Source organism: Methylobacterium sp. Gmos3, from assembly GCF_056430985.1.
Map to the genome: position 1 here is coordinate 1 of NZ_JBWJYL010000007.1, position 24,868 is coordinate 24,868.

A 24,868-nucleotide genomic window follows, 5' to 3' on the forward strand; every position below is an offset into this window, starting at 1 on the left:
TGCCAGCCTTCACCGCTTGGCCGGCTGCGCTCGCCCGACCAAATCCGCTGGCCAAGCTACCCATGGTGGCGCGGCCTACCGCGCACTAACTTTGATCTTGGACCACCTCGTGGGGGCCGATCATCGGCATAGAGTAAACAGGCACAGACGCTATCATAAGATAAGATGACTTGAGGCAGAAATTCAGTTGATCATAGAATGCTTTCCGGCTCCTCGCATCGGGGGCGGAGGCGCGTGGAGCTACTCCCAGTGCACGGGACGCTGCGCATCGACTACTGCGGCGTGCTGATGATCGCGGACAACCGGCCGTTGGCCGTCGAGGCAACGCGGTGCCGGCGCCGTCGCCAGAATGGTGCTGCCGACCTATTTTGGCGTTCTCGGACAGCATGGGTGCCTGTGCATCCTCGCCCTGATCCACGCTTGGGGAGAAGCGCCGGATCAGCGTCGGAGCAGGCCGGTCCAGGTAGCCAAAGGCTCGCTGATCGTCATCAAGTTGCCTCCTAATGTTAGCGGACGTACGGCCATCAGCGTGGCCGCAGTATCGGCCACAATGTGAGCGAGCGCGATGGGCGGACGTCAGGCCACTTGAAAGCCGCACACGCGCTCGACGGCTTCAGCGCTGTCCTGAGGCTTCGTATTGAAGGCGATCGGCATCGTCGGCGCGGCTTCCCGAGTTGCGTTGATGATCGCCTCGAAGACCGGCAGGTGACGTGACCAGACGCGGACACCGGCTCCGATCACGAGGCAGTCGTACGGGGCCGAGGCGAGCTTCTGCTTCAGCGTCGGAACCGCCTGATCGTCGGGACGAATAAGGCAGTGATCCGCCTTCCAGCCGCGCCTTCGCATTTCGTCCAGCGCCATAGCGATCCCCTGGTATATCTTCTGCGCGTCCAGGCCTGGCGTCAGGGCCGGGTCCGAGAAATCGACCGCCTCCGGCTCGTAGCCCACGAGAAGCACATTCATCGGACCCTCCCACTTTCAGATGCCGGGGCGAGGCAGCTTTCAGGAAAATGGGGTCGCGGTGTGCAGCCTCAAGCCGCTCGGCTCGCCTGTCCTGATTCCACACGATCCTCGGAACGAACGGCTAACCGTTCAACCATATCGCTGGATCTCGCGGTTCTGCGTGACGATTCACCCGGCTGGACATCGGAAACCCCATCGACTGACCTCGGATTGGGTGGCGGGGCAACTCTGTTGACGAGCGGCTGGGACGAACTGAATGACTGATCTGGAGGAGTCGAGTTTGTCCGACGAGGAGATTGATCGTCGGGCTCGACAGTTGTTTGCAGAGGTTCGCGCGGAGCATCCCGAGGCAAAGGCCGGAAGGGCGTTAGCGACTGCTGGCGGGGTGGCCGGAGAGGTCGTCTCCGGCCTACCGGACTGGCCGCAGGATGCCGAAGCGGCACCTTGGGATGAGAACGGTGCTTGAACGCTGCCGTTGTATCAAGCCGCCTTCTTCCGCCCCTTCGGTGCCGGCTTCACTTCGATCACTTGTGTCTTTCGGCTGCGAGGCTGCCCGAGACCTAGCGACTTCGCGAGGCTCGACCGCTTCTCGCTGTAGGACGCTGCGACCATCGGGTAGTCGACCGGCAATCCGAACCGCTCGCGATAGCTGTACGGCGTGAGACCGTGCTTTGCGAGATGCCGTTTCATGGTCTTGTAGGACTTGCCATCGATGAAGCTGATAAGACTATCCGGCCGGATCGACTTCTTCACCTGAGCCGGTGTGATCTTCTCTATTCCGGGCTCAGCCGCTTCGATCTGGTGCCCAGTGTTCAGGCGGCTGACGGCGTCGTGAACAGTCGCGACCAATACCGGCAAATCGGCCGGCGCAACGTGGTTGTTTGAAACGTAAGCAGCAACAAGCTCGCCAACCAGCTCGATCAGCCCCGAGTTAAGATTTGTATTGATTTCACTCACTTTGTTGGTCCTTTTCTGCCCCTCCACAATGGGGATGGAACCGACCCGAGAATAAAGCAAGTCTGTATTCGGAATCTTCAGCAGCGGATACGCAATTTTCAAGTAATTGTGAAATTCGCGCCATCCGAGTTCACGCTGACGTGAAAACCGCGCAAGTGCTCCGGTGCCCAAACCTATAAGGCCGGGCCGGTCGAGCTCACATTGAGGTAGAAGGAGCGGACACGCGCGGCGGCCGACAGTCCCGGATCTAATATGTCAGGATCACCAGCACACCCAAGCCCAAGACAGGAAGACCGAGCGCTAGGGCTGCCAATGGGCCGAAGGTCGCCGGGCTTTCGGCGCGAACCCAGCGATGAGCGTGAAAGTTTTCGGCAGCAAAACCCGCGAGGATCAAGCTGCACGCGATTGCTGAAATTTCTCCGGGATCCATGCCATGTCGCCCTGTCCGGGTGCGACATTAGTGCGGACGGTCCGGGTGTCACCTTAAATCAGGTTCACGTTTTCATCGGATCGCGACCGCACACGCCAGGAACGCGAGCCCGGCGCCGGCTGCGGTCACGCATCCCTGATGCCAGGACGCGCCATTTCGAACGCGCAGGCGAGCGTCGGCGGCCATCGACAGTAGGATGCCGAGCATGAAAAGACTGGCCGGGACCGCGTTACCGTCGAGCATAAGCCAACTTCCAGACCTTCCGCCCCACCGGGGCTCGGTCCCTTTTTCGGCTTGGCCGGATGCCGAAAACAAGTCGCCTCTGGCGCGGCATAAAGCGGCTCGGATCTATTCGCGAAATGCTAAGGTTAGATTGTGCTCGGCGCGGCCGCGGGTGCGGCAACTACCTCGATCCGTGTGCTCGCCCGTATCAGAGCGCACGCAACGGCTCATCGTGCGGGAAGCGTGCCGCTTACGTCCGGCCGGGCGGCTATGCTCCGCTCTGCTATAGCGTCAACGAGTGAAAGAGCTGTTGAAATTCGGAGCACTGCGGAGTTTGTCGCCCGTTCCGCGACCGAGTTAGGCCCGGTATAGCGGCGCAGGTTATCGCAGATCGCCATATCTGGCTGATTTTCGGCGCGTGCGGATCACGGCGGCGCGGCGCGGCGCCTAGCGAACCACCAGCTTGAGCACTGTGTGAGACGGATCGCGATTTCGGGCTAAGCTGGCCCAGCGAGCTGGTGAAATGCTGAGTGGATGCGGCCCCTCCCACCAATCGCAACTCAGATCAGAGATCAGGAACATCCGCCGCCAGCCAAGCCGCGGCAGCCTTCAGCGTCCCGAACTTGTGCGTCTCGGCAGTAACCGGGACCGGGTTAGGGTGGGCTCTCGGTGAGCGTCTCGACCACCCAGTCGCCCTCGTAGCCGTCCTTGGACACTTCGCGGACGATGCTGCCGACGACCTCGCCGTCAAGAAGGAGATCGAAGCTGCCCGGGGCGAGCCGTTGAAGGGTGTATGTCATCGAGTTCTCAGAGCGGACGCCGCGCTGCACGGCATCATCGCTGCAACGCCGGATGAGCTTGGCGGTTCGTCTCTCCGAATCCTCGCGGTGCCGAAGTCAGCCCCGCCGCCCTCATCCGGAATGGCCGAAGTCGCGCGGCATGGCAGTTTCAACCGCGACAAATTCGGCGCGGTCCATGAGTTCGTATCGACTGAGAAAATCTCAAACCATGCCCACCGCTTCCGCAGTGCTTCCGCAGGGCAAAGTCGCCGACTGCGTTTCTGAACTAAGTCATTGAGAGGATTGGCGCGCCAGTCGGAATAAAACTGCGAACACGTATGTCATTGAGGTGGCGCGATAATTTGAACGGCTCTTTCGCTACCTCGGCGTGACGAGGTCAATGGGAGCCCGAATCCAGCCGTGACGCGACCCACGAAACCGGACGTTCCACAATGCGCCCATCCCGGTCATTCAGCGGACGAGGGTATTCCCCCGGCAGCGGACGCTGAGAGAAGCCTGCAAAGCCGCGTGGCCCCGCGGGGTCCGGCCACATTTCGAGCGGTCGACCTGCTCTTGAATCAAAGCGAGCCGAAGGCGGCCGCACCAAAGTAGGCCTTGCCCGAAACGAACGGCAGCCGCCGTGACGGGCCGGCTCGCGCGGGGCGAGCGGCCCGCTCATTCACGACCTCGGGGCCCCCTATAGCCCTCCCGTCGCGCCCACATCGCGCGCGGTCCGCAATCGGTCGATGCGGCACGCGAAGCGATTGCGAACATGCGTGGACCATGTCGAGGTTCAGGGCGACGTGGCTGCCCCGGTCACCTTCATCAGGCTCAGCCTTCCATCACGACGGGGCCATCGGGCACCAACACTCCTCGGCGTCGCCAGCGCAGGTAAAGCTGTCCGAGGATCAGGATCGCGCAGACGGTGAGGAAGGCGGCGCTGATCGGGCGCTCGACGAACACTGTAAGGTCCCCCTGCGACAGCAGCATGGCGCGCCTGAAGTTTTCCTCGAATCGCGGCCCGAGCACGAAGCCGAGGAGGATCGGGGCCGGGTGGAAGCCGAGGATCAACAGGAGGTACCCGAAGATCCCGATCACCAGCACCTCGCCGACGTGGAACAGGCTGCTGCTCGTCGAGTAGACGCCGATACAGACGAAGAACAGCGCGCTGGGATAGAGGTAGCGGTAGGGGATCGTCAGCAGCTTCACCCAGATGCCAATCAGGGGAACGTTGAGCCCCATCAGGAGAATGTTTCCGACCCAGAAGCTCGCGATCAAGCCCCAGAAGATGTCCGGATGCTGTGAGATCAGGAGCGGTCCGGGTGTGATGCCCTGGATGGTCAGGGCGGCGAGCAGCAGCGCCATCACCGCATCGCCCGGGATGCCGAGGCTCATGGTCGGGATGAAGTCGCCCTGAACCGAGGAGTGCGTCGCGGTCTCGGGCGCCGCCACGCCCTCGATCGCGCCCCGCCCGAAGCGCTCAGGGGTACGCGAGATCTTCTTCTCGGCCGCGTAGGCGACGAACGACGCAATGGTCGGGCCGGTACCCGGGATGAGCGAGCACAGGCTGCCGATCAGCGTGCCGCGCAGGATCGGCAGGGCGGAGCGCTTCAGGTCCGCCCCGCTCGGCCGCATATCGCGCAGGCGCACGCTCGCGCCGCCGCGCAGCGGCTCGACCTTGTTCACGCTCTTGAGGAACTCCGCGATCCCGAACAGGCCGAGCGCGAGGGCGACGATCTCGACCCCGTCGGCGAGTTCGGGCAGGCCGAAGGTGAAGCGCTCGAAGCCCGACGTGACGTCGGTGCCGAAGATGCCGAGCAGAAGGCCGAGCGTCGTCATGGCGATGCCCTTCAGCGCCGACCCGCGGGCCAGCGTCGAGCCGGCGAGCAACCCAAGCAGCATGAGGGAGCAAACGTCGGCGGGCCCGAACTTCAGCGCCGCCCGCACGAGGAGGGGCGCGAAGAAGATCATCATCACGATCCCGAACGAGGCGCCGAAGAAGCCGCCCAACATGGTGATGCCCAGCGCCGTGCCGCCCTTGCCCTGCTTGGTCAGGGGATAGCCGTCGAGGCAGGTCACCGCGTGCGGCGGATGGCAGGGCAGGTTGAGCAGGATCGAGCAGATCGCGCCCCCGTACTGCGCCCCGTAGAAGATGCCCGACAGCATCAGGATTGCGGCCACCGGGGGCATGGCGAAGGTGAGCGGCAGTAGGATCGAGATCGCCGCCATCACGCCCATCCCGGGCAGCACGCCGACGATGTTACCGAGCAGGACCCCGGCGAAGCAGGCCAGGAAGTTGGTTGGCTGGAGGGCGACCTCGAAGCCGTGGGCGAGGTCGGTGAGCGCCGTGCCGATCATGATTGCCCCCAGGCGAACGGCGGCAGCTGGATGTGCAGGCCATAGTAGAACAGGGCGCAGCCGAAGGCCGCGATCAGGGTTGCGAGGAGGCAAGCACTGCGCACCGTCGAGGTGCGGTCGCCCATTGCCGACAGGAACACGCAGGCGAACGTTGCCGGGAACAGGCCGGCGGTCCGGGCGAGCAGCAGGAAAGCAAGCATTCCGCCGATGATGCAGGCCCAGCCGCGCCATTCGGGTCGGCTAAGGTCGACGCGGTCGTGATCGTGCGCGTCGGCGGCCGTCGCCTCCGACAGCCCAATGCCGAGGCCGCAGACCAGGAGGATCACACCCATGGCCAGCGGGAAGGCCCCCGGCCCGATCGCCGCCAGCGTGCCGAGGCCGTAGGCGGCCGATTCTACGATGGCCCCAAGGCCGATCAGCGCGGTCAGGGCGCCGGCGTAGCGCTCCCTGTGCCGTTGAATCGAGTGAATCATGCGTCCCTCCGGTCGACCTGGCTTTCTTGTTATTGCTCGTGCGACGGCCCCGGGCGTCGCGGGACCGCTCGATCCGTCGAGGGCAATCAGACGTAGCAGGGTCCGTCGATCAGCGGATTGGCGGCGAGGAAGCGCTCGTCGACCTCGACGCCGAGGCCCGGACCGTCCGGCGGGCACACCTTGCCCTCGGCGTCGAGCCGATAGGGCAGACCGACGACATCGTCGCGGAAGGGGTTGTGCCGAGCCACGTCGCCCTCGAAGTAGCCAGGGTTGTCGACCGCGGCGAGAAGGTGGAGCGTCGCCACCATGTTGATGCCGGTGGCCGAGGTGTGCGGGTTGACCGAGATCTTCCACGCGGAAGCGAGGGTGGCGATCCGCATCGTCTCGGTGATGCCACCGGTCTTCGACAGGTCGGGCTGGACGAAGGCGAGATAGCCGGCCTGCAATGCTTGAACGAACTCGTAGCGGGTGAAGTGGTTCTCGCCGGCGGCGAGCGGCACGGTGCCGAGCCGCGCCGCCTCGCCGTAGCTGTAGGCGTCGTGTGGTGGGAACGGCTCCTCCAGCCACGCAACCCCCGCAGCCTCGTAGGCCGGCATCACCCGGCGGACGTCGTCGACCGAGTAGCCTGTGTTGGCATCCACCAGGATCTCGATGTCGGCGCCCAAGGCCTCGCGCACCGCCTCGACCCGGGCGATGTCGCGCCGGGGGCTGTCGCCGACGCGCAGCTTCACCGCCCTGTAGCCGGCGGAAACGTGGGCGCGCGCCTCGTCGGCCAGGGAGGCCGGCTCCTGCCAACCGAGCGAGATGCCCCCGGCATAGGCCGGAACCGCGCGGGGGCCACCCCCGAGCAGCCGGTAGATCGGCCATCCGGCTGCCTTGCCGCGGATGTCCCACAGGGCGATGTCGAGGCCCGACAGAGCCATCGCGGCAGCCGCGCCCATGCCGTGGCTGGCGAGCTGCATCCGGTAGACCCGGGCCCAGACGCCGTTGACGTCGAGGGGATCCATGCCGATGACGAGTTCGGACAGGGTCGTGTCGATGAGCTTGGCGATGGCGCCCGGGCAGCGCCCGTGATGGGCCTCGCCCCAGCCGACGAGGCCCTCGTCGGTCTCGACCTTCACGAGCACGGCGTCGCGCTTGACCGCGCGGCCGATGCCGAGGCGGACGTTTTGACCTTCGGGGACCCGAAACGAGATCGGGACGGACTGAATGCGGGTGATGCGCATGGGTTCTCTCAGGCGGACAGGATCTCGGGATTGACGAGGTTGCGCGGTCGCTCGCCGCGCAGGATGCGCAGCATCTCCTCGACGGCGCCGACGCTCATGGCGCGCGAGCTGGTTTGGGTGATGCCGGCCACATGCGGGGTCAGCAGCAGGTTCGGGCAGGCCAGAAGCGAGTGATCGGAGGCCAACGGCTGCACATCGAACACGTCGAGTGCCGCGCCGGCGAGCGCGCCTGTTCGCAGGGCGGCGGCGAGCGCGGCCGTCTCGACGACGGGCCCGCGGGCGACGTTGATGAGGACGGCGTCCGAGCGCATGCGGCCGATCAACCTCGCATCGACGAGGCCGCGGGTCGCCTCGGTGAGCGGGCAGGCGATCACCACCGCGTCGCTCTGCGCGAACAGGGTCTCCAGGTCGACCGCCTGGACGAGACCGCCGAGCGTCGCGCCGCTGCGGGAGGCACCGAGCACGCGCATGCCGAAGCCGTGATGGGCGATGCGCGCGACGCGGCCGCCGATCTCGCCGAGGCCGAGTACCCCGAGGGTGCTTCCGCCGATCTCGGCGAGACCGTCGGCGATCGGCCGCACGGCGCCCCATCCCTCCGCGCGCAGGCCGCCGTCGAGGCGCCAGACCTGGCGGCGCAGGTGAAACAGCGCCGCGAACACGTGCTCGGCCACGGCCTGCGTGTTGCTGCCGGGCAGGTTGGCGACCGGAATGCCACGCGCGGTCGCCGCCGCGACGGGGATCATGTCGAGGCCGACGCCGTGGCGGACGATGCCGCGCAGTCGCGTCGCGCTGTCCAGGATATCGTCGGGAAGCTTGACACGCACCACGAGGCCCTCCGCCTCAGCGACGAGCGCCCGCAGGGTCTCAGGGCTGGGATCCGGAGCAGTGACGGGCTGGGCATACTCTGCCAGCATCGCCTCCGCGTCTGGATGGATCGGGTTGGTCAACAGGACCACGGGGCGCTCGGTCATGGACCTTCCTCGACGATGGGGCTGATCAGGCTGCCGAGACCCTCGACCCAGGCGGTCATCGTCGTGCCGGGCCGGATCCAGGCCGGCGGCTGGCGCAGGGCCGCGATCCCCGCCGGCGTGCCGGTGGCGATCACGTCGCCCGGCTCCAGCACCGTCTGCCGCGACAGGTGGGCGACGAGTTCGGCCACCGAGAACAGCATCCGGGCCGTGGTGGAGTCCTGCAGGCTCACCCCGTCGATCGACAGGCCGATCCGCAGCACCTGCGGGTCGGGGATCTCGTCGCTGGTCGCGAGATAGGGGCCGAACGGGCCGAAGGTCGAGATGTTCTTGCCCGGACCGAAGCCGTCGCGGCGGATCAACTCGCTGGCGCTGACGTCGTTGAACACGCCGTAGGCGCAGACATGGGCCAGCGCGTCCTGCGCGGTGACATGCTCGGCGCGGTGGCCGATCACCGCGGCGATCTCGGCCTCGTAAGTGCAGCCGCCGATGCCCGGCGGAAGCACCACGGGCTCGTCCGGCCCGATCACCGTCCACGGCTCCTTCATGAACAGGAACGGCTCGGCCGGATGGGGCGTGCCGCGCTCGGCCAGCGCGTCCACGTAGTTGTGCGCGATCCCGAAGATCCGGCCGGGCTTGGGCAGGGGTGCGCGCAGGCGCACCGACCGCAGCGGCAAGCGGGCGGCCTCGGGGATGGCGTGATCGCGCAGGCGGGCTGCGGCGGCGGCCAATCCGGAACGGATCAGGTCGAGGACCTGCGGCGGGCAACCGGCGAGCGCCGGCTGCAGCGCGGGATGGGCGAGGTCGACGACCATGTCGTCCGGCCCGCTGGCATCGCCCAGCAGGATACCGGCCCGCTCGGCGCCATCCCTCGAAAAGGTGACGAAGCGCATCGCAATGTGCCTCAGGCGGCGCGGTAGCGGTCGATCACGGCGCGGTCGACCTCGATCCCGAGCCCCGGCGCGGTGGGGACCGCGACCTTGCCGCCGACCTGCCGGATCGGCTCGGCCGCCAAGTGATCCCGGAAGGGATTCTCCTCCTGCTCGAACTCGAGCATCGGCGAGACCGGGAACAGGCAGGGGGGCTGATCGGGGATCGAGGCGAGGAAGTGGATGGTCGCGGCCAGGCCGACCACCGAGCCCCAGGCGTGGGGCACGCACTCGACGCCGTGCGCCGTTGCCATCGCGGCAATCTTCTTACACTCGGTGATGCCTCCGGCCGCGCACACGTCCGGCTGGACGATATCCATCGCCTTACGCGTGATGGCGTCGCGGAAGCCCCAGCGGGTGAATTCGTTCTCGCCGCCGGCCACCGCCATGTCGAGGGCACGGGTGACCTCGACGTAGCCGTCGAGATCCTCCGGCGAGATCGGCTCCTCGAACCACTCGATACCGAGCTCCTCCAGCCGCCGCCCAATGCGGATGGCGGTCGGCACCGTGAGCGAGTGGTTGGCGTCGACCATGAGGCGGATGTCCGGCCCGACCGCCTCGCGTACCGCCGCCACGCGGGCGATGTCGCGCTCGATCGAACCGAGGCCGATCTTCATCTTCACGGCCTTGAAGCCGGCCTCGACGTAACCGCGTGCCTCCTCGACCGCCTCCTCGACAAGGCGGTCCATGTCGGTGAAGTAGAGGCCAGTCGCGTAGGCGTCGACGCTGGTGCGGAAGGCGCCGCCGATGAGCTTATGCACCGGCTTGCCCACGCTCTTGCCGATGATGTCCCACAGCGCGATGTCGATGCCGCTGATCGCGGCGATCGACATGCCCTTCGGCCCGTAATCCTTGATCCGGTTGTAGAGGTCCTCCCAGACGACCTCGACGTCGAATGGGTCCTGACCGATCACCCGAGGCGCGAGCTGCGAGTCGATAAACGCCTTGGCGACTGCGGACGGCCCGTAGCACTCGCCCCACCCGACGATGCCGTCCGCCGTCTCGATCTCGACGAGGCAGGTGCCGCGGGTCTTGTACAGCCAGCCGCGCGAGGAGGTGAACGGCCGTTTGATCGGCGTGGTCACGACGTGGCAGGTGATGGTCTTGATCTTGGTCACGCTATCCGTCCCGGTCGTTGTTCAGATCGTTCGAGCGCTCGGAGAGGCAGATCGGCTCAGGATTTGAAGACCTTCTCGGCCACGACCTTGATCGACTGCTCGACCCGATCGACCTCGGCAGCCAGCGCGTCACCGGTCAGCGGGGCGATCAGGAAGGCGTTGCGCTCGGCGAAATCCTTGAAGCGCTGGTCCCCGATCGCAGCGCTGAAGCCGTCGATCAGCTTGGTGCGCACCTCCGGCGGGAGCTTGGCCGGGCCGACCACGTAGGCCATCTGCACCACCGGGCCGAACGGGAATACGTCGTAGCCGCGCTCCTTGAAGGTCGGCACGTCGGGGAACTGTCGGAGGCGCTCGTCGGCGAACACGCCTAGCGCGCGCACGAGACCTTGCTGCAACTGGCCGAGCGATTCCGCGGGCTTGAGCACTGCGGCTTGGATCTGCCCGCCGGCGAGGTCGGTGATGACCTTGGCCCCGCCGGTATAAGGCGCGTTGATGTAGGCGACGCCGGCCGCCTGGGCGGTCATCGAGGCGAATATGTGATTGAGGTTGTAGTTGCCCGGCGTGCCGATCGACACGCTGCCCGGGTTCTTCTTCATGTGGGCGAGGAAGTCGTCCAGCGTCTGGTGCGGGCTCGATCCGGGGACGAGCAACATCAGGGGATCGATCGACACGCGGGCGATGTGGGTGAACTGGCTGCTCTTCAGGGGGGTCTTGCCTTCGGCCATGTAGGCCAGCGTCGAGCTCGTCCCCATGCCGAGCGTGTAGCCATCCGGGTTGGCCGTCCCGACGCGCCGCATCCCGATCGTGCCGGTGGCACCTGGCTGGTTCTCGACGATCATCGTGATGCCGCGCTCCTTGAGGAGGGGCTGAAGTCCGCGCGCCAGGATGTCGTTCGAGCCGCCTGCGTTCCAGGGCACGATGAATGTGATCTCGCGCGCCGGGAAGGCCGACTGCGCCAAGGCGGTCCGTGCCCCGAGGGCACTCAGGGCGAGGCTTCCGACGAGGCGGCGGCGGGTGAGCATGGCGTTCCTCACGTTTTCGTTGTTTGTTATAACGATGGAATGTGGGTACGTTGTCAAGCGCGGCGAGACACCCGTCGGCGTTGATCGGAGTTCGAACTGCGCCGCGCGGGCTGCCGAAGGGCTGGGGGCCAACGTCATGAGGCATGTCGAGCGGCTGCCGCTCTGGGATCAGGCCTACGCCGAATTGCGGACCGCCATGCTCGGCGGACGGTTCGGGCCGGGTGAGCGGATCCTCCTGCGCGAGGTGGCGGCCGAGCTCGGCATCAGCCTCACGCCGGTCCGCGACGCGGTCAACCGGCTGATCGCCGAGCACGTGCTGGAGCGTGGCAGCTCGGGACAGGGCGGCGGCGCCGTGGTCCCGCGCATGAACGTGGAGCGTTTCGACGAGTTGCTGACGATCCGCTGCGACCTTGAAGGTCGGGCTGCGGCCCGCGCCGCCGAGCGCGCAGCACCGGGCGATCTCGGCGTCCTCGATGCGCTGCTCGCCGAGATGAAGACCCTGATCCGGCAGCAGAACCTCGACGCGTATCTCGATCTGCACCGGCGCTTCCATTTCGAGCTCTACGCCCTCGCGCGCATGCCCATCCTAGAGGGGTTGATCGAGAACATCTGGCTCAGGTGCGGCCCGGTCCTGACCTACGTCATCCCGGACTACGTATTGCTCGAGAAGGGCAGCGACCTGCACACCGCGGCACTCTCGGCCCTCCGCGCCCGCGATGCGGAGGCGGCGGCGGCCGCGATCCGGCAGGATATCCGCGAGGCGGGCCAGTACATCGCCAGTCTCGCCGACGCTGCAGGGCTCATCGAAGACCCGGCGGCGAGCCGCCGGCCGATAGCGCACACGGCGTCATGATATGGATTGGTCAGGGGCGACAACGAGTGGAACAGGGAAGCCGAGGCACGCGGGCTAGCCGCGATCCACGCAACTTGCCTGCCAGGATAGTAACGTAGTTCGCATAGGCTTTCGGGTTGTCGGGCGAGATGTGCTCGACCGTCTCAGCAAGACTTGTTCGAGTCTTCGCCGTCGGCCATGGAATTATCGACCCTTGTCCCGCATGGGCGAGCGTGGGCTCATCGAGCTGGCCTTGATCGGCATCGAAAGCCAGCCTGGAGCCCTCCTCCGCGCTTTGGATGCAAGCGTCGATTGAGACCGAACCTATCGACACTGCCGATCGAGAAGCTTCGCGATATCGAGGCCTCCGAACGACATGCCGGGCTTGAACGGCGGGCCTGGAGAAATCCGCACGCGGCCGCTGTCGCTGAAGAGCTCGAGGGGCTGGTTCACACTCCACGATCCGTCTGGGTTGTGCGTGAAGCGGGAGCAGTCCACCTCCATCTGACCGGTCGGTTGCTGGGCAAGGGCTGGACGCGCCAAGAGCACCAATGCGGATAGACCCAACACGGTAGATCGCAGCAGCATGACACTTCCCAAGCGCGATGCGGGATGGATCTAGGCGTCTATTTCGCAAAAGCTAGGGAAGAGATGCGCCGCACGACATCTGTGCCCGCGACGTTGGCCGTGCAGACCGCTTCTGGATGACAGGCCCATGCTCATCAGCGCCCGTACCATCGAAATCCGCGTAAGCCCGCTCCGCATCCACTCATTCGCGAATGGCCACTCAAAGAAAAGCTTGGCGTAATTGCAGAAGCAGGTAGGGACGCCGGCTAAGGCGATTCGCTACCGATCGATATAATCCACGGTAATCGTCATGGCACAGTTTCTCTAACAGATTGCAGTTTGATCACTGCGAAAGCTACGCTTCACTGCAGCGGCGTCGAAGAATGCGCGGCTTGCAACGGGGGCCGGTAGGCCGACGCACCGACCAACGGCGCGCGGCAGCGTCCCGAGGGAGGTTGGATCATGTCCGATTTGTCGCGTCGTACGTGGCTCGGCCTCGCTGGCGCCATGGCGGCCATGGGGCCCGCCGCCGCCGTGCCCGACCGGTACGACCTCGTGATCAAGGGGGGCGAGGTCATCGATCCGAGCCAGTCGCTACGGGCCAAGCGAGACGTCGGCATCCGTTTTGGTGTGGTGGCCGCCCTCGAGCCGGACATCCCGTTCGAACGCGCCAAGCAGACGATCGACGCCTCCGGCAAGCTCGTGTTGCCAGGGCTCGTCGACCTCCATGCCCACACCTATCCCTACGGGTCGGCGATCGGCATCCCGGCAGACGAGACCGTCCCGTTCTCCGGAGTGACCACGGTCGTCTCGGCGGGCGACGCGGGAGCCAACAATATTGCGGCGCTTCGGCGCCACATCGCGGCCCAGACGCGGACGCGGATGTTCGCCTTCGTCCACATCGCCAACAACGGCCTGTCCGCCTTCCCGGTGGCCGAGTTGTACAACCTCGACAACGCGCAGGTGGAGGCCTGCGCCGTGGCGATCGCCGAGAACCCGGACTTCGCCATCGGCGCCAAGGTCCGGATGTCCGAGAACGTCATCTTCAAGCATGGGGCCGAACCGCTGAAGCGGGCCATCCAGGCCTGCGAGATGTCGGGCCGGCCGGCGAAGGTGATGGCGCATATCGGCGGCGTCGAGACGCCGGCGCTGATGAGTCAGATCCTCGATCTGCTGCGACCGGGCGACATCCTCACCCATTGCTACTCGGGGGCTCCCAACAGCACCGGTCAGTTCACGAACATCGTTCAAGATGGCAAGCTGCTGCCGGCCGCCCTGGAGGCCAAGCGCCGAGGCGTCGTGTTCGATATCGGGCATGGCGGCGGCTCTTTCGACTTCACCGTCGCAGAGGCTGCGATCGCGCAGGGGGCGCCGCCCGACACGATCTCATCGGACCTGCACGTTTTCTCCGGCAACACCCCGGGCATGCCCTTCCTTCCCGTCGTGATGAGTAAGTTCCTGCCGTTGGGCTTTAGCCTGGAGCAGGTGATCGCGATGGCGACCCACAGACCGGCCGGGATCATCGATCGCGTTCCGAAGCTCGGAACCCTGCAAGTCGGTGCGCCGGGCGACGTTTCGGTCATGGAATGGGTCGAGCGACCGCTCTCGATGGTGGATACCCGCAACAACCGGCGCGACGGCAAAGGCTATCTGGCCCCGGTACAGACGATCAATAACGGCGTTCCGTTCGGCCGCCCCTATCAGTCGCCGTTTTCCGTCCGCTGATCCTCAAATCGATGAGCGCCGGACGCTGCACGCACTGACCGGGCCTGGGCCATCTGGTTCCGGTTCGAGCGCGAACGGCGCACACGCGACCGGGCGACGTTCGACTTCGCCATCGATAGAAGCTGCGCGGTTGCGCCCTCGTCGCGCGCAAGATTGTCCGGCCCGTGCAGTTCGGATGCCTCGAACCCACCCGTATCGGCAGGACGCGCAAGCGGTCGATGCGAAATCCCTATCCGGCTGCCGGACCCGATCGCAGGCCGGTCGGCGAGGTGGCCCGTCCGCAGAGCAGAAACATCCCCGCGACCCCAAACGCGATGAGGGTCGAGCCGGTCGCGGAAGTGAGGGGGCTGGCCAGCGCCGAACCGACGACGTCCCCGAGGTTCAAGGCCGCCATGAAGATTTGGAACTGGGTCGCCGACGCATGTTTTGCACGGCTCGCCAGGAGCACAGCGGGTAGCAGCGCCACGTAAAGCAGCGCTGGTATCACATTGGCCAACCCCAGGATGACGGGACCGGCCGCCGCCTCCGCGCCAACTCCGATCAGCGATCCCGCCACACCGAAGGCGACAGCGCAGGCGACGAGAAGGCAACGCAAGGCCCGGTGCGGTCCGAAGCGGTCGACGGCGGTGCCAAGACCCGCTGCGCCAAGGGTTCCGCCCAGGAACGCTAGCCCAGCCTGCAGCCGCGAAAGGTCGGCGGCATTCCACCCATGGACCTGTACGAGTGCGACGGCGAAGGGCACCTGAAACAGGGCGAGTCCAAAATCGATCGCGAAGCAGGTCGCAAGCAAGATCGCCGCGTCCCGGCTCCGAAACGCCATCAGCAGCTCGCGTGAGAACAGGGCGAGTTCGGCCAGCCGTCCCCGGTTCGGGGACTGCGATGGAGCGCGCCGGCGAAGGGAGAGAATTCGGTCTTCCGGGCTCTCGCGCACGAGGACGGCTAGCAAGGCGAGCGGTGTGGTCAGGGTGACGAGCGCCGCTGCCGCGGTGGTGAGACCTTCGGCCGTGAGCAGCCATGCGAAGAGCGCGGCCCCCGCTGCGCTCCCGGTCACGAACCCGGCGCGCGTTCCGGCACTGGCGCGTCCCAATTCGTCGGCCGGTACGCTGTCGGAGATCATACGATCGGTCGCGGTGTCGGCGAGCGAGGCCGCGAGGCTATGCAGGAACAGCATGGCACTGACGGCGGTCAGGCTTGAGGCCGGGCCGAGGAAAAGCAGGCCGGCCAAGCAGGCTTGTGCGCAGCCCAGCGCGAGGACGAGCCAATACCGGCGCGGCCCCATGCGAAAGGGCGTTCCACGGTCGATCACCGGTCCCCAAAGCACAGGCTGCAGCACCCACGGCAAGCCAACGATCGCGAGGTGGCGGCCGACATCCGCCGTGGAGGCACCTGCCGCCGCGAAATGGTTGGCCAGCGCCGTCAGCGCAAAGCCGGCGACGAGGCCCTGATACAGGTAGAGGAGCGTGAAGAGGCCGAAACGCCAGCGCGACGACGTTAGGCTCGGTGGCCTTCGGCGCAGGGTGGGATCCACGCTTACACCATTGTCCGGCTGAACGGGCTCGCGCCACGGGTCATGGGCGGATGCGAGACGCCCTCACCGAGCGTCGATGCCGGGGCGACAGGCGCGCTTGGGACGTCTTCGATCGCCTGGGAACTATAGCTCGCGAACTTTGCGTCCAAGGCCTTTAGCTCCGGCGCGGTTAGGCGGCCCTCCTCATCGTGTTCGACAGGCGCGGCTCGCGATGTCCGGTCGTCAGAATGGCGGGAGGGCCTATCAATCGCCCGAGCCGCCCATCAAACGCTCGGCGCTTGGTGGGTGGCTCGGGCTCACTCATCAAGCCGCTTGGCTGTCGTCCGCGTCGAGAATGGTTTCCAGGTCGCCGACCAGGGCGTCGAGCTGTTCCGGCTTTGCCTTGAGCTTCAGTTTCGTGCCGTCCTCCGTCTCGATCGCGATCTCGATATGATCCTCGACCCGGGCAGCCAGCGCGTCCTTGATGGTGTAGGTCGCCATGTCCTTAGCCATAAGGCTTCTCCTCGCTTCAGCAAACGGTCTGGCAAGCGAGGCGGCACGCAGCGGGTTCACGGCAAATCGCAACGCGTACAGGGTGGAGCCACGACACTCTCTGCGCGGACCCGTGAAATGGAAGCAAGCTCAGCAGGTTGCCGGACGTCCGAGAAGACGCGCCGCGGCAACAAGCCTCCCGTCGCGTCACGTGTGGTGCAGCTGAGAGCGGCGACACGCACAGGCTGCCCTTGGCGCGACCTGCTTGGTCCGCGAATTCAGGTCTTCACCCTATCGACCCGTCGTGCCGGGCGGCTGACGTATCGAGAGCCGGCCATGAGGAAGCGCCAGGGCGTCTCCGTTCCGCGCGTGATCCCGATGCGCCGGTCGGTCAGGATGGCGACTGGTTCCGTGCCCTGTTCGAAGCGGAAGGGCGGCTTGTCGAGCGGCAGCCCGTCCAGGGCACCCGTGACGGCCAAGGCTTGGCAGAGGCGGCCGGGCCCCGCGCACAAGAGGCGCGGCACCGGCGTCCCGCGCCGCGCCGCCATCTGATCGAGCCCGTCCGTCGGCGCGATCGCTCGCAGCAGCACCGCGCCACCGGCCTCACACACCAGATTCAGGCACCAGTGCAGGCCGTAGGATCGATAGACGTAGGCGTGCCCAGGCGGGCCGAACATGCTGGCGTTGCGTTTTGTCGGGCCTCGGAAGCTGTGGGAGGCTGGGTCACTTCGATCGTAGGCCTCCGCCTCGACGATGACACCTCCTATGCCATCGACGAGAAGACGGGCGCCGATCAGGTAGGGCGCAACGGCGGCGGCGGGGCGTGTGAAGTCGAAAGGCGGCATCGGGGCTCAGTCTCTTCGAGCCGGATCGCGCTCCGGGAACCAGTTGCCGTGAAAGCCCGGCGGAACCCGGTGCCCCAGGTGGATGCTGGCGACAGGTGGCGCTTCGAACGCGCGCGCATCGAGGATGATGAAGTCCGTCGTGTCGCTGGCGGTGTCGATGACGAGGCCGAGGAGCCAGCCTTCGTCCTGCTCCGCCCCATCGTGCGCTGGCACGAAGACGAACTCCCCAGGGATTCGATCGGGCCCGAATTCGTGCACGCGGCGCTCGCCCGTCTCCACATCGTGCTTGTAGAGCTGCGTTGCACCCGCGAGTTGCGTGTTGCCGTCCGCAGGAACGCTGACCGAGTAAACGAAACGGTGTTGCTGCCCGATACGCCGCTCATCGATACGGGGGAATTCCTGCGCGGACGGGTCGAGTTCCCGACGCTCGACCTGCCGCGTCGCAGGATCGATCGTCCAGCGTTCGAGCCGCCCCGGCGCGTCGAGGCCGACCTCGGCCGAAGCGAACACCGTTTCGTAGGCGACGACATCAACGATCACACGCCCGTCCGCGCCGTCGTAGGCGTTGGCGGTATGGAACACGAAGCAGGGCTCGACATCGCACCAGAGGATGTCGGCGCCGTCGCCTTGCCGGGGGAGGAGGCCCACACGGGCCCTGTGGTTGGCGTTCCAGCGGAATGGAAATCGGTACCCGGCGAGCAGGCTGCGGAACGAGAAGGTCACGGGCAGGTCCAACACGACCACGAAACGCGCGGTGATGGCGCAATCGTGGATGCAGGGACCATGCTCGACCTCAATCGGCGCATCCCGCACGACTTCGCCCATTGGCGAAATGACGACGTGGCGAACACGATTCCAGATGCGGCCGTCATAGGCGATCGCATGGGTTTCGCCGGTCGATGGGTCGCGATGCGGGTGCCCGCTGAAGGAACCGGTCAGCGTTCCATCGAACGGGTTGTAGCGCTGTTTCTCCAAGGTCCACGAGAGTTCGACGGGGAAGCTGCTGGCCTCCACCAGGGCGAAGATCCGGCCGCCGATCTCAGCGACGTTGGTGTTGACCGTGTCGTCGCCCCGTCGTGGCCCAGGGGCGGGAGGTCGGCCGAGCGCAGCTGCGGCCTTGCGCGAGCCGATCCACCGGTTGCGATACCAGAGCGCCCTTCCGCTCCGGATCGCGAGACCGTGCACCATCCCGTCGCCGAGGAACCAGTCGTGCCCCCGTCTCACCGGAAGGACGGGGTTGGCCCCCATCTTCAGGTAGAGCCCGTCGAGCCCAGGTGGGATCACCCCGGTGACGGGTAGGTCCGCCAGGGTCAGCTCTTCGCGCATCGGTGCGTGAACACCGACAACGAAGGGGTTTTTGGATCTGGACAGGCCGAGCCGGTTGAAGGCCGCCAAAAGGCCGACAACAGCCTCAGCCGCGGCGCGGAAGGCCGAGTGGACACGGTTCAGCATCGGCGTTGAGACCTAGCCCCGGCGAGAGTTAGGAAAGGCGTTGCGATTGCACGTTTGGCTCGCCACACCTGAGAAAGCGACGTCCGCTTCACTTCGCTCCCTACCCGAAAGCAGACCGGCAGCTTACGGCCAAATCCAGCCCTGCGGCGCGCGCATCTGAATGACCGGGGTGGGTGGTTCTGTGACGTTCCGCTCTCAGGTCATCTGCTGGTTTTAGCGGACATCGCGGCTCGATCGGCGATGAACTTATTGAGGTGGGTACCCTCTACGTTCCGCAGCGACGCGTTTCGCCGCCGTTCGTAGCAACCCAGGAAAACCCAGGACGCGTCCGTATCTGCGGTCCAGCCCGACTGCGGACCCGCGACGAAGACTTCGCTGCCCCGGACGCCGGGTGCAGACGCCCTAATCCGGATCTTCCCTCGACCGCTAGGGATCGTTCGCGACCTCCGAGGGTTCTCTTATTGCACCGCAACCACCCCAGCGATCATCCGTCGGCCGCGCGAGTATCCCGCTGCCGCTCTGGGGACGCGTGGATCAACGGCGCGCGGTACAAAGGACTCCTTCATGCGCCTCGAACTATCTCTTGCGGCTTCAGCCCTTCTGCTCGGTCTCACTCAGCTCCCGGCTCGGGCCAGCTCCTGCGCCGAGCAGATCGGGACGATCGAACGCCGTCTCGACAGCGCCGGAGCTGTTCACGTGGCCGGTCTCCAGGACGGCCATGCAATCCGCAGCAGCCATTCGCCGAAGGCACTCGCAGCGGCTCCGATTGGCGAACCCAGCGACGCCACGATGATCCCCACGTCGGCGCACGTCGCTGACGCGCGTCGGCTTCTGAGCCGAGCCGTCGAGGAGGATCACCAGGGTCATCAGCGGGCATGCGAGGATACGATGACCCAAGCCAAGGGCATGATCGGCGCGCTGCCGTAGCGCGGCGTAGGGGCTCCCGGCTCGGCGTTCAATCCACGCAGACTATACCGCATGCCTTCAGAGCGATCCGATTGATCGAGGAGCATGTCCCGCAATCTACCAGGATCACCTCATGACACGTCACTCCTCTACCGGCCGTTGGCTGGCACCGACGCTACTTGGATCTGCCGCAGCGATCGCCGCATCGGCGTTCTACGCTGCCTCGAAGACGCGGGATGCCGAGCGCCAAACCCCGCCGATCGGCCAGTTCCTGACCGTCGACGGGGTGCGACTGCACTATGTCGAGCGGGGACGCGGCGAGCCGCTGGTGCTGATCCACGGCAATGGCATGATGATCCAGGATTTTCTGGTCAGCGGCATCGTTGACGATCTCGCCAAGCGCTACCGCGTCATCATCATCGACCGGCCCGGTTACGGCTACAGCGATCGCCCGCGCGGCCTTTGGACGCCACGCGCCCACGCCACGCTGTTCCAGAAGGCGCTTCAGCAGCTCGGCGTCACGCAGGCCGTCGTGCTCGGGCACTCCTGGGGTGCGCTGGTCGCGGTCGCACTCGCGCTGCAAGCTCCTCAGCTCGTCCGTAGCCTCGTCCTGGCCTCCGGGTACTACTATCCGACGCTGCGCGCCGACGTAATGCTCTCATCCCCGGTAGCGATACCAGGCATCGGCGACCTCATGCGTCACACCGTGTCGCCCTTGGTCGGTCGGATCCTGCAGCCGGCGCTGATCAAGGCGATGTTCGCGCCGGCCGCCGTCACAGAGCGGTTCGACCGCACATTCCCGAAAGCCATGATGCTGCGGCCGTTACAGCTACGAGCCTCGGCGGAGGACGCCGCGCTCATGACGCCGGTGACGATCGAGCTTCAAAATCACTACCGCGACCTGAAGCTCCCGGTGGTAATCATTACAGGCGGGGACGATCAGATTGCCGACGTCGACCGGCAGTCGAAGCGCCTGCACAGCGAGCTATCCACCAGTGACCTCATCGTCGTCCCCGGCATGGGCCACATGATCCAGCATCTGGCACCAAGAGAGGTCATCGCGGCGATCGACCAAGCATCAGAGCTGGTTCGCGAAGCTGCCTGACGAGTCGACGGTGCGGATCCCCGTGTCGCGATCGTGCGGTCCGAGTATGGGGATGCGCCTGCTCGTCAACGAGGTCACGTCAGCGATCAAGCCGGGGGGGGCATAGTTGAGAGCTTATAACTGCTGCACCCCGAACGTCTGCTTCCGGGCATTGACCAAGTTGCCTCGCACGGCTGGGTTGGGTCGAAGTCAGCCGTCTTGGTACTCGTCGCATCCTCGCGATGCGCTAGAGCGTTTTCCACGATCCCTGAGTCGTTGCGGCCAGGTGAGCGTTGATCCCTAATTGTTCGTAAGGGAGATCGCCATGGCCCGTGCCTACAGTCACGATCTGCGTGTTCGCGTCCTGGACGCGGTGGGAGCAGGTCTGTCCCGCCGGGCCGAGGCCCTGCGCTATCAGGTCGGCGTCGCTACGGTGATCCACTGGGCCGCGCATGCGACGATGACAGGAGAGACGCGGGCTCAGCGTCAGGGCCGTCCACCCGGCTCCAAGCTCGACGTGCATGAAGCTTTCCTGCTCGCCCTCACCGAAGAGAAGGACGACATCACGCTTGCCGAGATGCAGAAGCGCTTGCGTACCGAGCGCAGCGTCTCGGTCGGATTGGGCACGCTCTGGCGTTTCTTCGCCTGCCGGGCGGTGACGTGGAAAAAAAGTCAGCGCACGCAACCGAGCTGGATCGCCCCGACGTGGCCGCATCCCGCGAGGCGTGGTTTGCCGCGCAGCCCGACCTCGATCCTGAGCGCCTAATCTTTATCGATGAGACGGGTCTTTCCACCCGCATGGCGCGCCTGCGCGGTCGCTGTGCCCGCGGTCAGCGCCTACGCTCGGGCGTCCCGCATGGCCACTGGCTCATGATGACGTTCGTTGCGGGTTTGCGCCTGTCGGGAATGAGCGCGCCCATGGTGCTTGACGGGCCGATGACGCGGGAGTGGTTCCTGGCCTACGTCGAGCAGGTGCTCGCGCCAACCCTCAGGCCCGGCGATACCGTAATCCTCGACAACCTCCCCGCCCACAAGGGCGCAGCGATCCAGGCCGCCATCGAGGCCAGCGGCGCACGGCTTCGCTTCCTGCCGCCGTACTCGCCCGACTTCAATCCGATTGAAATGGCCTTCGCCAAACTCAAGGCACTGCTTCGCAAAGCGGCCGAGCGCACGGTCGATCGGCTCTGGACTGTCGTCGACGATCTGCTCGACACCTTCACCCCAACCAAGTGCGCAAACTACTTCGCTGCCGCCGGATACGATTCGGAGTAAGTAGGAAACGCTCTAGGTCACGCATCCCGATAACGAAAAGGGTCTACTCCCCCGGCCAAAAAGGTGTCCCCCCCCTTCAATACTCCGGACCGGCGACTCACATATGACCGGTTTCGGATTTTCTCGGCGATTTTTCACGTCTGGCACCGGTCAAGGGCAAAATACCTGAACGGGGTTTGCCGCTGCCGTTTACGGTTTAATGCGGAAAATGGTGGGCAGCTTTTCAGCGACCCACTCAAACCAGTGTCAAGCAAACCTAAATTCGCTGGCGGGAGCCATAGTTGCTGCCCGCCAGCTTCGTCTTCATACGTGAAACAATCCGTGATCTTGGAAGTGAAAGTTGTCCGCCGTAAATGATGCGAGGCCAATGCCCTTAATCAGGATTGAGTCTCCGCCACCAAGCGTGATGATAGTATCGGCGCCGGAACTGCTCAAGTGCGATGACTGTAAGTCGGTATAATTTGAGATTTGAGAGGCATCAAGTACAATCACATCGTGGTTGATGCCCGAGCCTGCATGAAAGCCGGTTAGCACATCCTTCCCAGATCCTGCGGCAAACACGAACGTATCTCCGCCAAAACTCTTAAAAGTATCAGCCGCACCTGCCGTTGAATTCAGGGTCTGCCCAGTCTGGAAGGCGGTCTGCGTGTGCGAGCCGTCCTGGGCGCTAGTATCAGTCCAGGCAAGCTTTTGATCTGCGGTGTAAGATGCGTGCGTGTTGTCGATGCTGTACTGATTTGCACTGAACCAGAAGATATCTTTGCTTCCATCGGAATGGATCTGCGTTTCAGCCTTTAGAATATGTTGCCCATTCAGCACCATGTAAGATTTAGTGTTGGAAGCCTCGGGGCCGCCAGTAGGGTATTTGGTCTGCTCCATCGCGACTATGGATTGGCCGTCTACATTAGTGAAAATTTTATACGTTCCTGCCAAAACATTACCGGGTGCAAACTTGACAGCCTGCGCGGTTAGCACAGCTGTTCCATCTGCAATTGTATAGGCGGACGAGGTCAACGTTCCATCCGCCGTGGCAAATGATGTCGACTTAAGAAATCCTGCCGCGTCATAGCTTTCGGTGGCTTTAGAGCCATCTTGATTCAGCTTGTAATGATAGTCGAGCGTACCATCTGCATGGATGCGAGTCACTTCCACCAAGTGGGAGGATGCGTCGAAAGTGTCGTGTTCGACAGCGAAGCTCTTTCCGGTGGAGTCGAAGAAGTACGACTCCATGGTTTTATCAGGATTGATTTGCTTTGCAGTGGCAACCTTTCCGTCTGAACCGATCACGACGCTTACAGTCATGGACGCTTCCCCGAGGTTGCCAGCCGCATCCTCAGTCCGCGCAGTCAATTTGTGAACACCGGCACTCAAAGCCGGCAGGTCGTTGAATTGGTAAGTTCCAGTTGTTGAGCTCGCACCAATGCTCGTGAGCAATGTGGAGCCGTCGTAAAGCTTTACTTCTGTACCCGCCGCAGCCTCGGCGATCCCCGTCAGGCTGATATGGGAACTCGAATTCAGTTCAAGTTTTACGCTCGGTGCGGCCGGGGCGACGGTGTCTACAACAATCGAATTACCGAGCACCGTCGCCACGTTTTGATGTAAATCAGTAATCGCAAGGCTAGATTTTACAGCGCCGGAAAAGCCCTCAAGGTCCAGCGCACCGGAGGTATTACCACTTACATTCACATCAATTGAGTGCGTACCGTCACTAAGAGTCAGCACGGCAACAGCATCGGAGTCCAGGCCAGTTACGGTAAATGGTACTGTTTTGGCGCCGACTGCGTTCACTGTGCTGATTGTGCCATCAGCCAATTTCAGCATCGCGGGTGAGCCAGCATCCGCTGTCGTATCGACGACGAGAGTCCGAGGTGCTGTGGTGGTGCTGTTGCCCGCTGCATCGCTGGTTATAGCAACGATCGTATAGACTCCGTCGGCCAGCTTGACTGTGTCGGACGAGCCGGCGGCTTGGCCTGATCCGATAACTTGCAGAGCATATGCCCCGTCCTCCAACGCCGCCTCGGCCTGGACTACGTGTCCGTCGACACCTGTGAAGGTAAGATTTACGCGTTCGCCGGGATGAGCATCGACAGATGTCCCGGTGATAAATGCCTTTGCGTTAAGCGCGCCAGCATTGAGCACTTGGGCTGAAGGCTGGTCGTCAGACGCGGCTTCCGTTGGCAAGGGTTTCGCGCCGGCACCCTGACCGACCGACATCGCCAGCGTAAGTGTTGGCGCAACGGTATCGAGGGTGAAGGTGATGGAGCCGGCGGTTGAGGTATTTCCAAGGAGGTCGGTCTGAGTGAGCGTGACCGTGTGCAACCCGTCTCCAAGCTTCGTCGGTTCGTAGGTGGCCGAGGCAACGCCGTCATCGACTGAATAATTCAGAATGGCGCTACCCTGGATCTTGCTTGCAGTCAGCGCGGCGTTGTCAGTGAGGTGGTCGCCGATCAGACCACTGTCGACGGTTAGCTCGAGTACTGGCGTAACTGGCGGAACGGTATTCGGAGACGATCCTGTGACAGTCAGGGTCGAGATATTGATATCGACACTTGAATGATAAATTGGCTTATCGCTTCCGCTACTTTCATAAAATTCATCGACAGAGATATTTTTGTAGACGAGGCCGACGTCGTAGACCGTTTGACCATCGGCATCGGTCATGGCCTTCAGTGACGTCACGAACGCGGTCTTGAGCGTCAGGTCGGAGATGACGTTGCCGTTGATGTCCACCCCGTCGAGCG

Annotated in this window: 22 protein-coding genes; 6 read left to right on the top strand and 16 right to left on the bottom strand. The window is 64.6% G+C overall.

What is annotated here, in order from left to right:
- Window positions 1-576 precede the first annotated feature (576 nt).
- Window positions 577-963 carry a hypothetical protein gene (locus tag ACS5Q7_RS15240; protein WP_478340151.1) on the bottom strand — a complete coding sequence of 129 codons (387 nt, stop codon included), beginning with the start codon at window positions 961-963 and terminating at the stop codon, window positions 577-579.
- A gap of 256 nt (window positions 964-1,219) precedes the next feature.
- Between ACS5Q7_RS15240 and ACS5Q7_RS15245 the strand changes: the two genes are divergently transcribed.
- Window positions 1,220-1,429, top strand: a complete 210-nt coding sequence (locus tag ACS5Q7_RS15245; RefSeq protein WP_478340152.1) for a hypothetical protein — start codon at window positions 1,220-1,222, stop codon at window positions 1,427-1,429.
- Between the two features lie 14 nt (window positions 1,430-1,443).
- On the opposite strand, the gene ACS5Q7_RS15250 is transcribed toward ACS5Q7_RS15245, so the two are convergent.
- From ACS5Q7_RS15250 to ACS5Q7_RS15295, 10 genes are all read right to left on the bottom strand, one after another.
- The gene (locus ACS5Q7_RS15250; protein ID WP_478340153.1) at window positions 1,444-2,091 is read right to left on the bottom strand and encodes a Ros/MucR family transcriptional regulator; all 648 of its coding nucleotides are present in this window, start codon (window positions 2,089-2,091) and stop codon (window positions 1,444-1,446) included.
- 331 nt (window positions 2,092-2,422) lie between these two features.
- Entirely contained in the window at window positions 2,423-2,593 is a 171-nt protein-coding gene (locus ACS5Q7_RS15255; protein WP_478340154.1) for a hypothetical protein, read from the bottom strand.
- A gap of 632 nt (window positions 2,594-3,225) precedes the next feature.
- Entirely contained in the window at window positions 3,226-3,372 is a 147-nt protein-coding gene (locus ACS5Q7_RS15260) for a hypothetical protein (RefSeq protein WP_478340155.1), read from the bottom strand.
- An 810-nt stretch (window positions 3,373-4,182) separates the two neighbouring features.
- Entirely contained in the window at window positions 4,183-5,709 is a 1,527-nt protein-coding gene (locus tag ACS5Q7_RS15265) for a tripartite tricarboxylate transporter permease (RefSeq protein ID WP_478340156.1), read from the bottom strand.
- A complete protein-coding gene (locus tag ACS5Q7_RS15270; RefSeq protein WP_478340157.1) occupies window positions 5,706-6,182 on the bottom strand; it encodes a tripartite tricarboxylate transporter TctB family protein in 477 nt (158 codons plus the stop codon). Before ACS5Q7_RS15270 ends, ACS5Q7_RS15265 begins: the two co-directional genes overlap by 4 nt.
- Window positions 6,183-6,268: 86 nt before the next feature.
- Window positions 6,269-7,408: a mandelate racemase/muconate lactonizing enzyme family protein gene (locus ACS5Q7_RS15275; RefSeq protein ID WP_478340158.1), complete on the bottom strand. Its 1,140-nt coding sequence runs from the start codon at window positions 7,406-7,408 to the stop codon at window positions 6,269-6,271.
- Window positions 7,409-7,416: 8 nt separating this feature from the next.
- Window positions 7,417-8,379, bottom strand: coding sequence for an NAD(P)-dependent oxidoreductase (locus ACS5Q7_RS15280; protein WP_478340159.1), 963 nt, complete (start codon window positions 8,377-8,379; stop codon window positions 7,417-7,419).
- Entirely contained in the window at window positions 8,376-9,269 is an 894-nt protein-coding gene (locus tag ACS5Q7_RS15285; RefSeq protein WP_478340160.1) for a fumarylacetoacetate hydrolase family protein, read from the bottom strand. Before ACS5Q7_RS15285 ends, ACS5Q7_RS15280 begins: the two co-directional genes overlap by 4 nt.
- A gap of 11 nt (window positions 9,270-9,280) precedes the next feature.
- Window positions 9,281-10,423: a mandelate racemase/muconate lactonizing enzyme family protein gene (locus tag ACS5Q7_RS15290; RefSeq protein ID WP_478340161.1), complete on the bottom strand. Its 1,143-nt coding sequence runs from the start codon at window positions 10,421-10,423 to the stop codon at window positions 9,281-9,283.
- Window positions 10,424-10,479: 56 nt separating this feature from the next.
- Entirely contained in the window at window positions 10,480-11,445 is a 966-nt protein-coding gene (locus tag ACS5Q7_RS15295) for a Bug family tripartite tricarboxylate transporter substrate binding protein (protein ID WP_478340162.1), read from the bottom strand.
- On the opposite strand from ACS5Q7_RS15295, the gene ACS5Q7_RS15300 reads away from it, so the two are divergent.
- Both ACS5Q7_RS15300 and ACS5Q7_RS15305 read left to right on the top strand, forming a co-directional pair.
- Window positions 11,444-12,298: a GntR family transcriptional regulator gene (locus ACS5Q7_RS15300; RefSeq protein ID WP_478340163.1), complete on the top strand. Its 855-nt coding sequence runs from the start codon at window positions 11,444-11,446 to the stop codon at window positions 12,296-12,298. The two genes, ACS5Q7_RS15295 and ACS5Q7_RS15300, sit on opposite strands and share 2 nt — an antisense overlap.
- Window positions 12,299-13,306: 1,008 nt before the next feature.
- A complete protein-coding gene (locus ACS5Q7_RS15305) occupies window positions 13,307-14,569 on the top strand; it encodes an amidohydrolase (protein ID WP_478340164.1) in 1,263 nt (420 codons plus the stop codon).
- Window positions 14,570-14,798: 229 nt separating this feature from the next.
- Here the strand turns inward: ACS5Q7_RS15305 and ACS5Q7_RS15310 are convergent, their stop codons facing one another.
- The 4 genes from ACS5Q7_RS15310 to ACS5Q7_RS15325 all read right to left on the bottom strand — a co-directional run bounded on the left by ACS5Q7_RS15310 (window position 14,799) and on the right by ACS5Q7_RS15325 (window position 18,865).
- Window positions 14,799-16,097, bottom strand: coding sequence for an MFS transporter (locus ACS5Q7_RS15310; RefSeq protein ID WP_478340165.1), 1,299 nt, complete (start codon window positions 16,095-16,097; stop codon window positions 14,799-14,801).
- 303 nt (window positions 16,098-16,400) lie between these two features.
- Window positions 16,401-16,577, bottom strand: a complete 177-nt coding sequence (locus ACS5Q7_RS15315; protein WP_478340166.1) for a hypothetical protein — start codon at window positions 16,575-16,577, stop codon at window positions 16,401-16,403.
- 269 nt (window positions 16,578-16,846) lie between these two features.
- The gene (locus tag ACS5Q7_RS15320) at window positions 16,847-17,413 is read right to left on the bottom strand and encodes a DNA-3-methyladenine glycosylase (RefSeq protein ID WP_478340167.1); all 567 of its coding nucleotides are present in this window, start codon (window positions 17,411-17,413) and stop codon (window positions 16,847-16,849) included.
- Between the two features lie 6 nt (window positions 17,414-17,419).
- The gene (locus ACS5Q7_RS15325; protein WP_478340168.1) at window positions 17,420-18,865 is read right to left on the bottom strand and encodes an 8'-apo-carotenoid 13,14-cleaving dioxygenase; all 1,446 of its coding nucleotides are present in this window, start codon (window positions 18,863-18,865) and stop codon (window positions 17,420-17,422) included.
- A gap of 564 nt (window positions 18,866-19,429) precedes the next feature.
- Between ACS5Q7_RS15325 and ACS5Q7_RS15330 the strand changes: the two genes are divergently transcribed.
- The 3 genes from ACS5Q7_RS15330 to ACS5Q7_RS15340 all read left to right on the top strand — a co-directional run bounded on the left by ACS5Q7_RS15330 (window position 19,430) and on the right by ACS5Q7_RS15340 (window position 22,127).
- Window positions 19,430-19,792, top strand: a complete 363-nt coding sequence (locus ACS5Q7_RS15330; protein WP_478340169.1) for a hypothetical protein — start codon at window positions 19,430-19,432, stop codon at window positions 19,790-19,792.
- Between the two features lie 112 nt (window positions 19,793-19,904).
- On the top strand, window positions 19,905-20,876 hold the full coding sequence (locus ACS5Q7_RS15335; RefSeq protein ID WP_478340170.1) for an alpha/beta fold hydrolase: 972 nt from the start codon (window positions 19,905-19,907) through the stop codon (window positions 20,874-20,876).
- 304 nt (window positions 20,877-21,180) lie between these two features.
- A protein-coding gene (locus ACS5Q7_RS15340; RefSeq protein ID WP_478340171.1) for an IS630 family transposase occupies window positions 21,181-22,127 on the top strand; the annotation gives its coding sequence in 2 pieces (ribosomal slippage) (window positions 21,181-21,520 and window positions 21,520-22,127; 948 coding nt in all).
- A 303-nt stretch (window positions 22,128-22,430) separates the two neighbouring features.
- Here ACS5Q7_RS15340 and ACS5Q7_RS15345 read toward each other — a convergent pair.
- Window positions 22,431-24,868, bottom strand: a 2,438-nt coding sequence (locus tag ACS5Q7_RS15345) for a hypothetical protein (RefSeq protein WP_478340172.1), incomplete at its 5' end; no start/stop codon positions are given.

Bases quoted from the DNA above. Each gene is read 5' to 3' on its own strand.
- ACS5Q7_RS15240 (WP_478340151.1), bottom strand. From the start codon at position 963: ATGAATGTGCTTCTCGTGGGCTACGAGCCGGAGGCGGTCGATTTCTCG.
- ACS5Q7_RS15245 (WP_478340152.1), top strand. From the start codon at position 1,220: ATGACTGATCTGGAGGAGTCGAGTTTGTCCGACGAGGAGATTGATCGT.
- ACS5Q7_RS15255 (WP_478340154.1), bottom strand. From the start codon at position 2,593: ATGCTCGACGGTAACGCGGTCCCGGCCAGTCTTTTCATGCTCGGCATC.
- ACS5Q7_RS15260 (WP_478340155.1), bottom strand. From the start codon at position 3,372: ATGACATACACCCTTCAACGGCTCGCCCCGGGCAGCTTCGATCTCCTT.
- ACS5Q7_RS15265 (WP_478340156.1), bottom strand. From the start codon at position 5,709: ATGATCGGCACGGCGCTCACCGACCTCGCCCACGGCTTCGAGGTCGCC.
- ACS5Q7_RS15270 (WP_478340157.1), bottom strand. From the start codon at position 6,182: ATGATTCACTCGATTCAACGGCACAGGGAGCGCTACGCCGGCGCCCTG.
- ACS5Q7_RS15275 (WP_478340158.1), bottom strand. From the start codon at position 7,408: ATGCGCATCACCCGCATTCAGTCCGTCCCGATCTCGTTTCGGGTCCCC.
- ACS5Q7_RS15280 (WP_478340159.1), bottom strand. From the start codon at position 8,379: ATGACCGAGCGCCCCGTGGTCCTGTTGACCAACCCGATCCATCCAGAC.
- ACS5Q7_RS15285 (WP_478340160.1), bottom strand. From the start codon at position 9,269: ATGCGCTTCGTCACCTTTTCGAGGGATGGCGCCGAGCGGGCCGGTATC.
- ACS5Q7_RS15300 (WP_478340163.1), top strand. From the start codon at position 11,444: ATGGCGTTCCTCACGTTTTCGTTGTTTGTTATAACGATGGAATGTGGG.
- ACS5Q7_RS15295 (WP_478340162.1), bottom strand. From the start codon at position 11,445: ATGCTCACCCGCCGCCGCCTCGTCGGAAGCCTCGCCCTGAGTGCCCTC.
- ACS5Q7_RS15305 (WP_478340164.1), top strand. From the start codon at position 13,307: ATGTCCGATTTGTCGCGTCGTACGTGGCTCGGCCTCGCTGGCGCCATG.
- ACS5Q7_RS15315 (WP_478340166.1), bottom strand. From the start codon at position 16,577: ATGGCGACCTACACCATCAAGGACGCGCTGGCTGCCCGGGTCGAGGAT.
- ACS5Q7_RS15320 (WP_478340167.1), bottom strand. From the start codon at position 17,413: ATGCCGCCTTTCGACTTCACACGCCCCGCCGCCGCCGTTGCGCCCTAC.
- ACS5Q7_RS15325 (WP_478340168.1), bottom strand. From the start codon at position 18,865: ATGCTGAACCGTGTCCACTCGGCCTTCCGCGCCGCGGCTGAGGCTGTT.
- ACS5Q7_RS15330 (WP_478340169.1), top strand. From the start codon at position 19,430: ATGCGCCTCGAACTATCTCTTGCGGCTTCAGCCCTTCTGCTCGGTCTC.
- ACS5Q7_RS15335 (WP_478340170.1), top strand. From the start codon at position 19,905: ATGACACGTCACTCCTCTACCGGCCGTTGGCTGGCACCGACGCTACTT.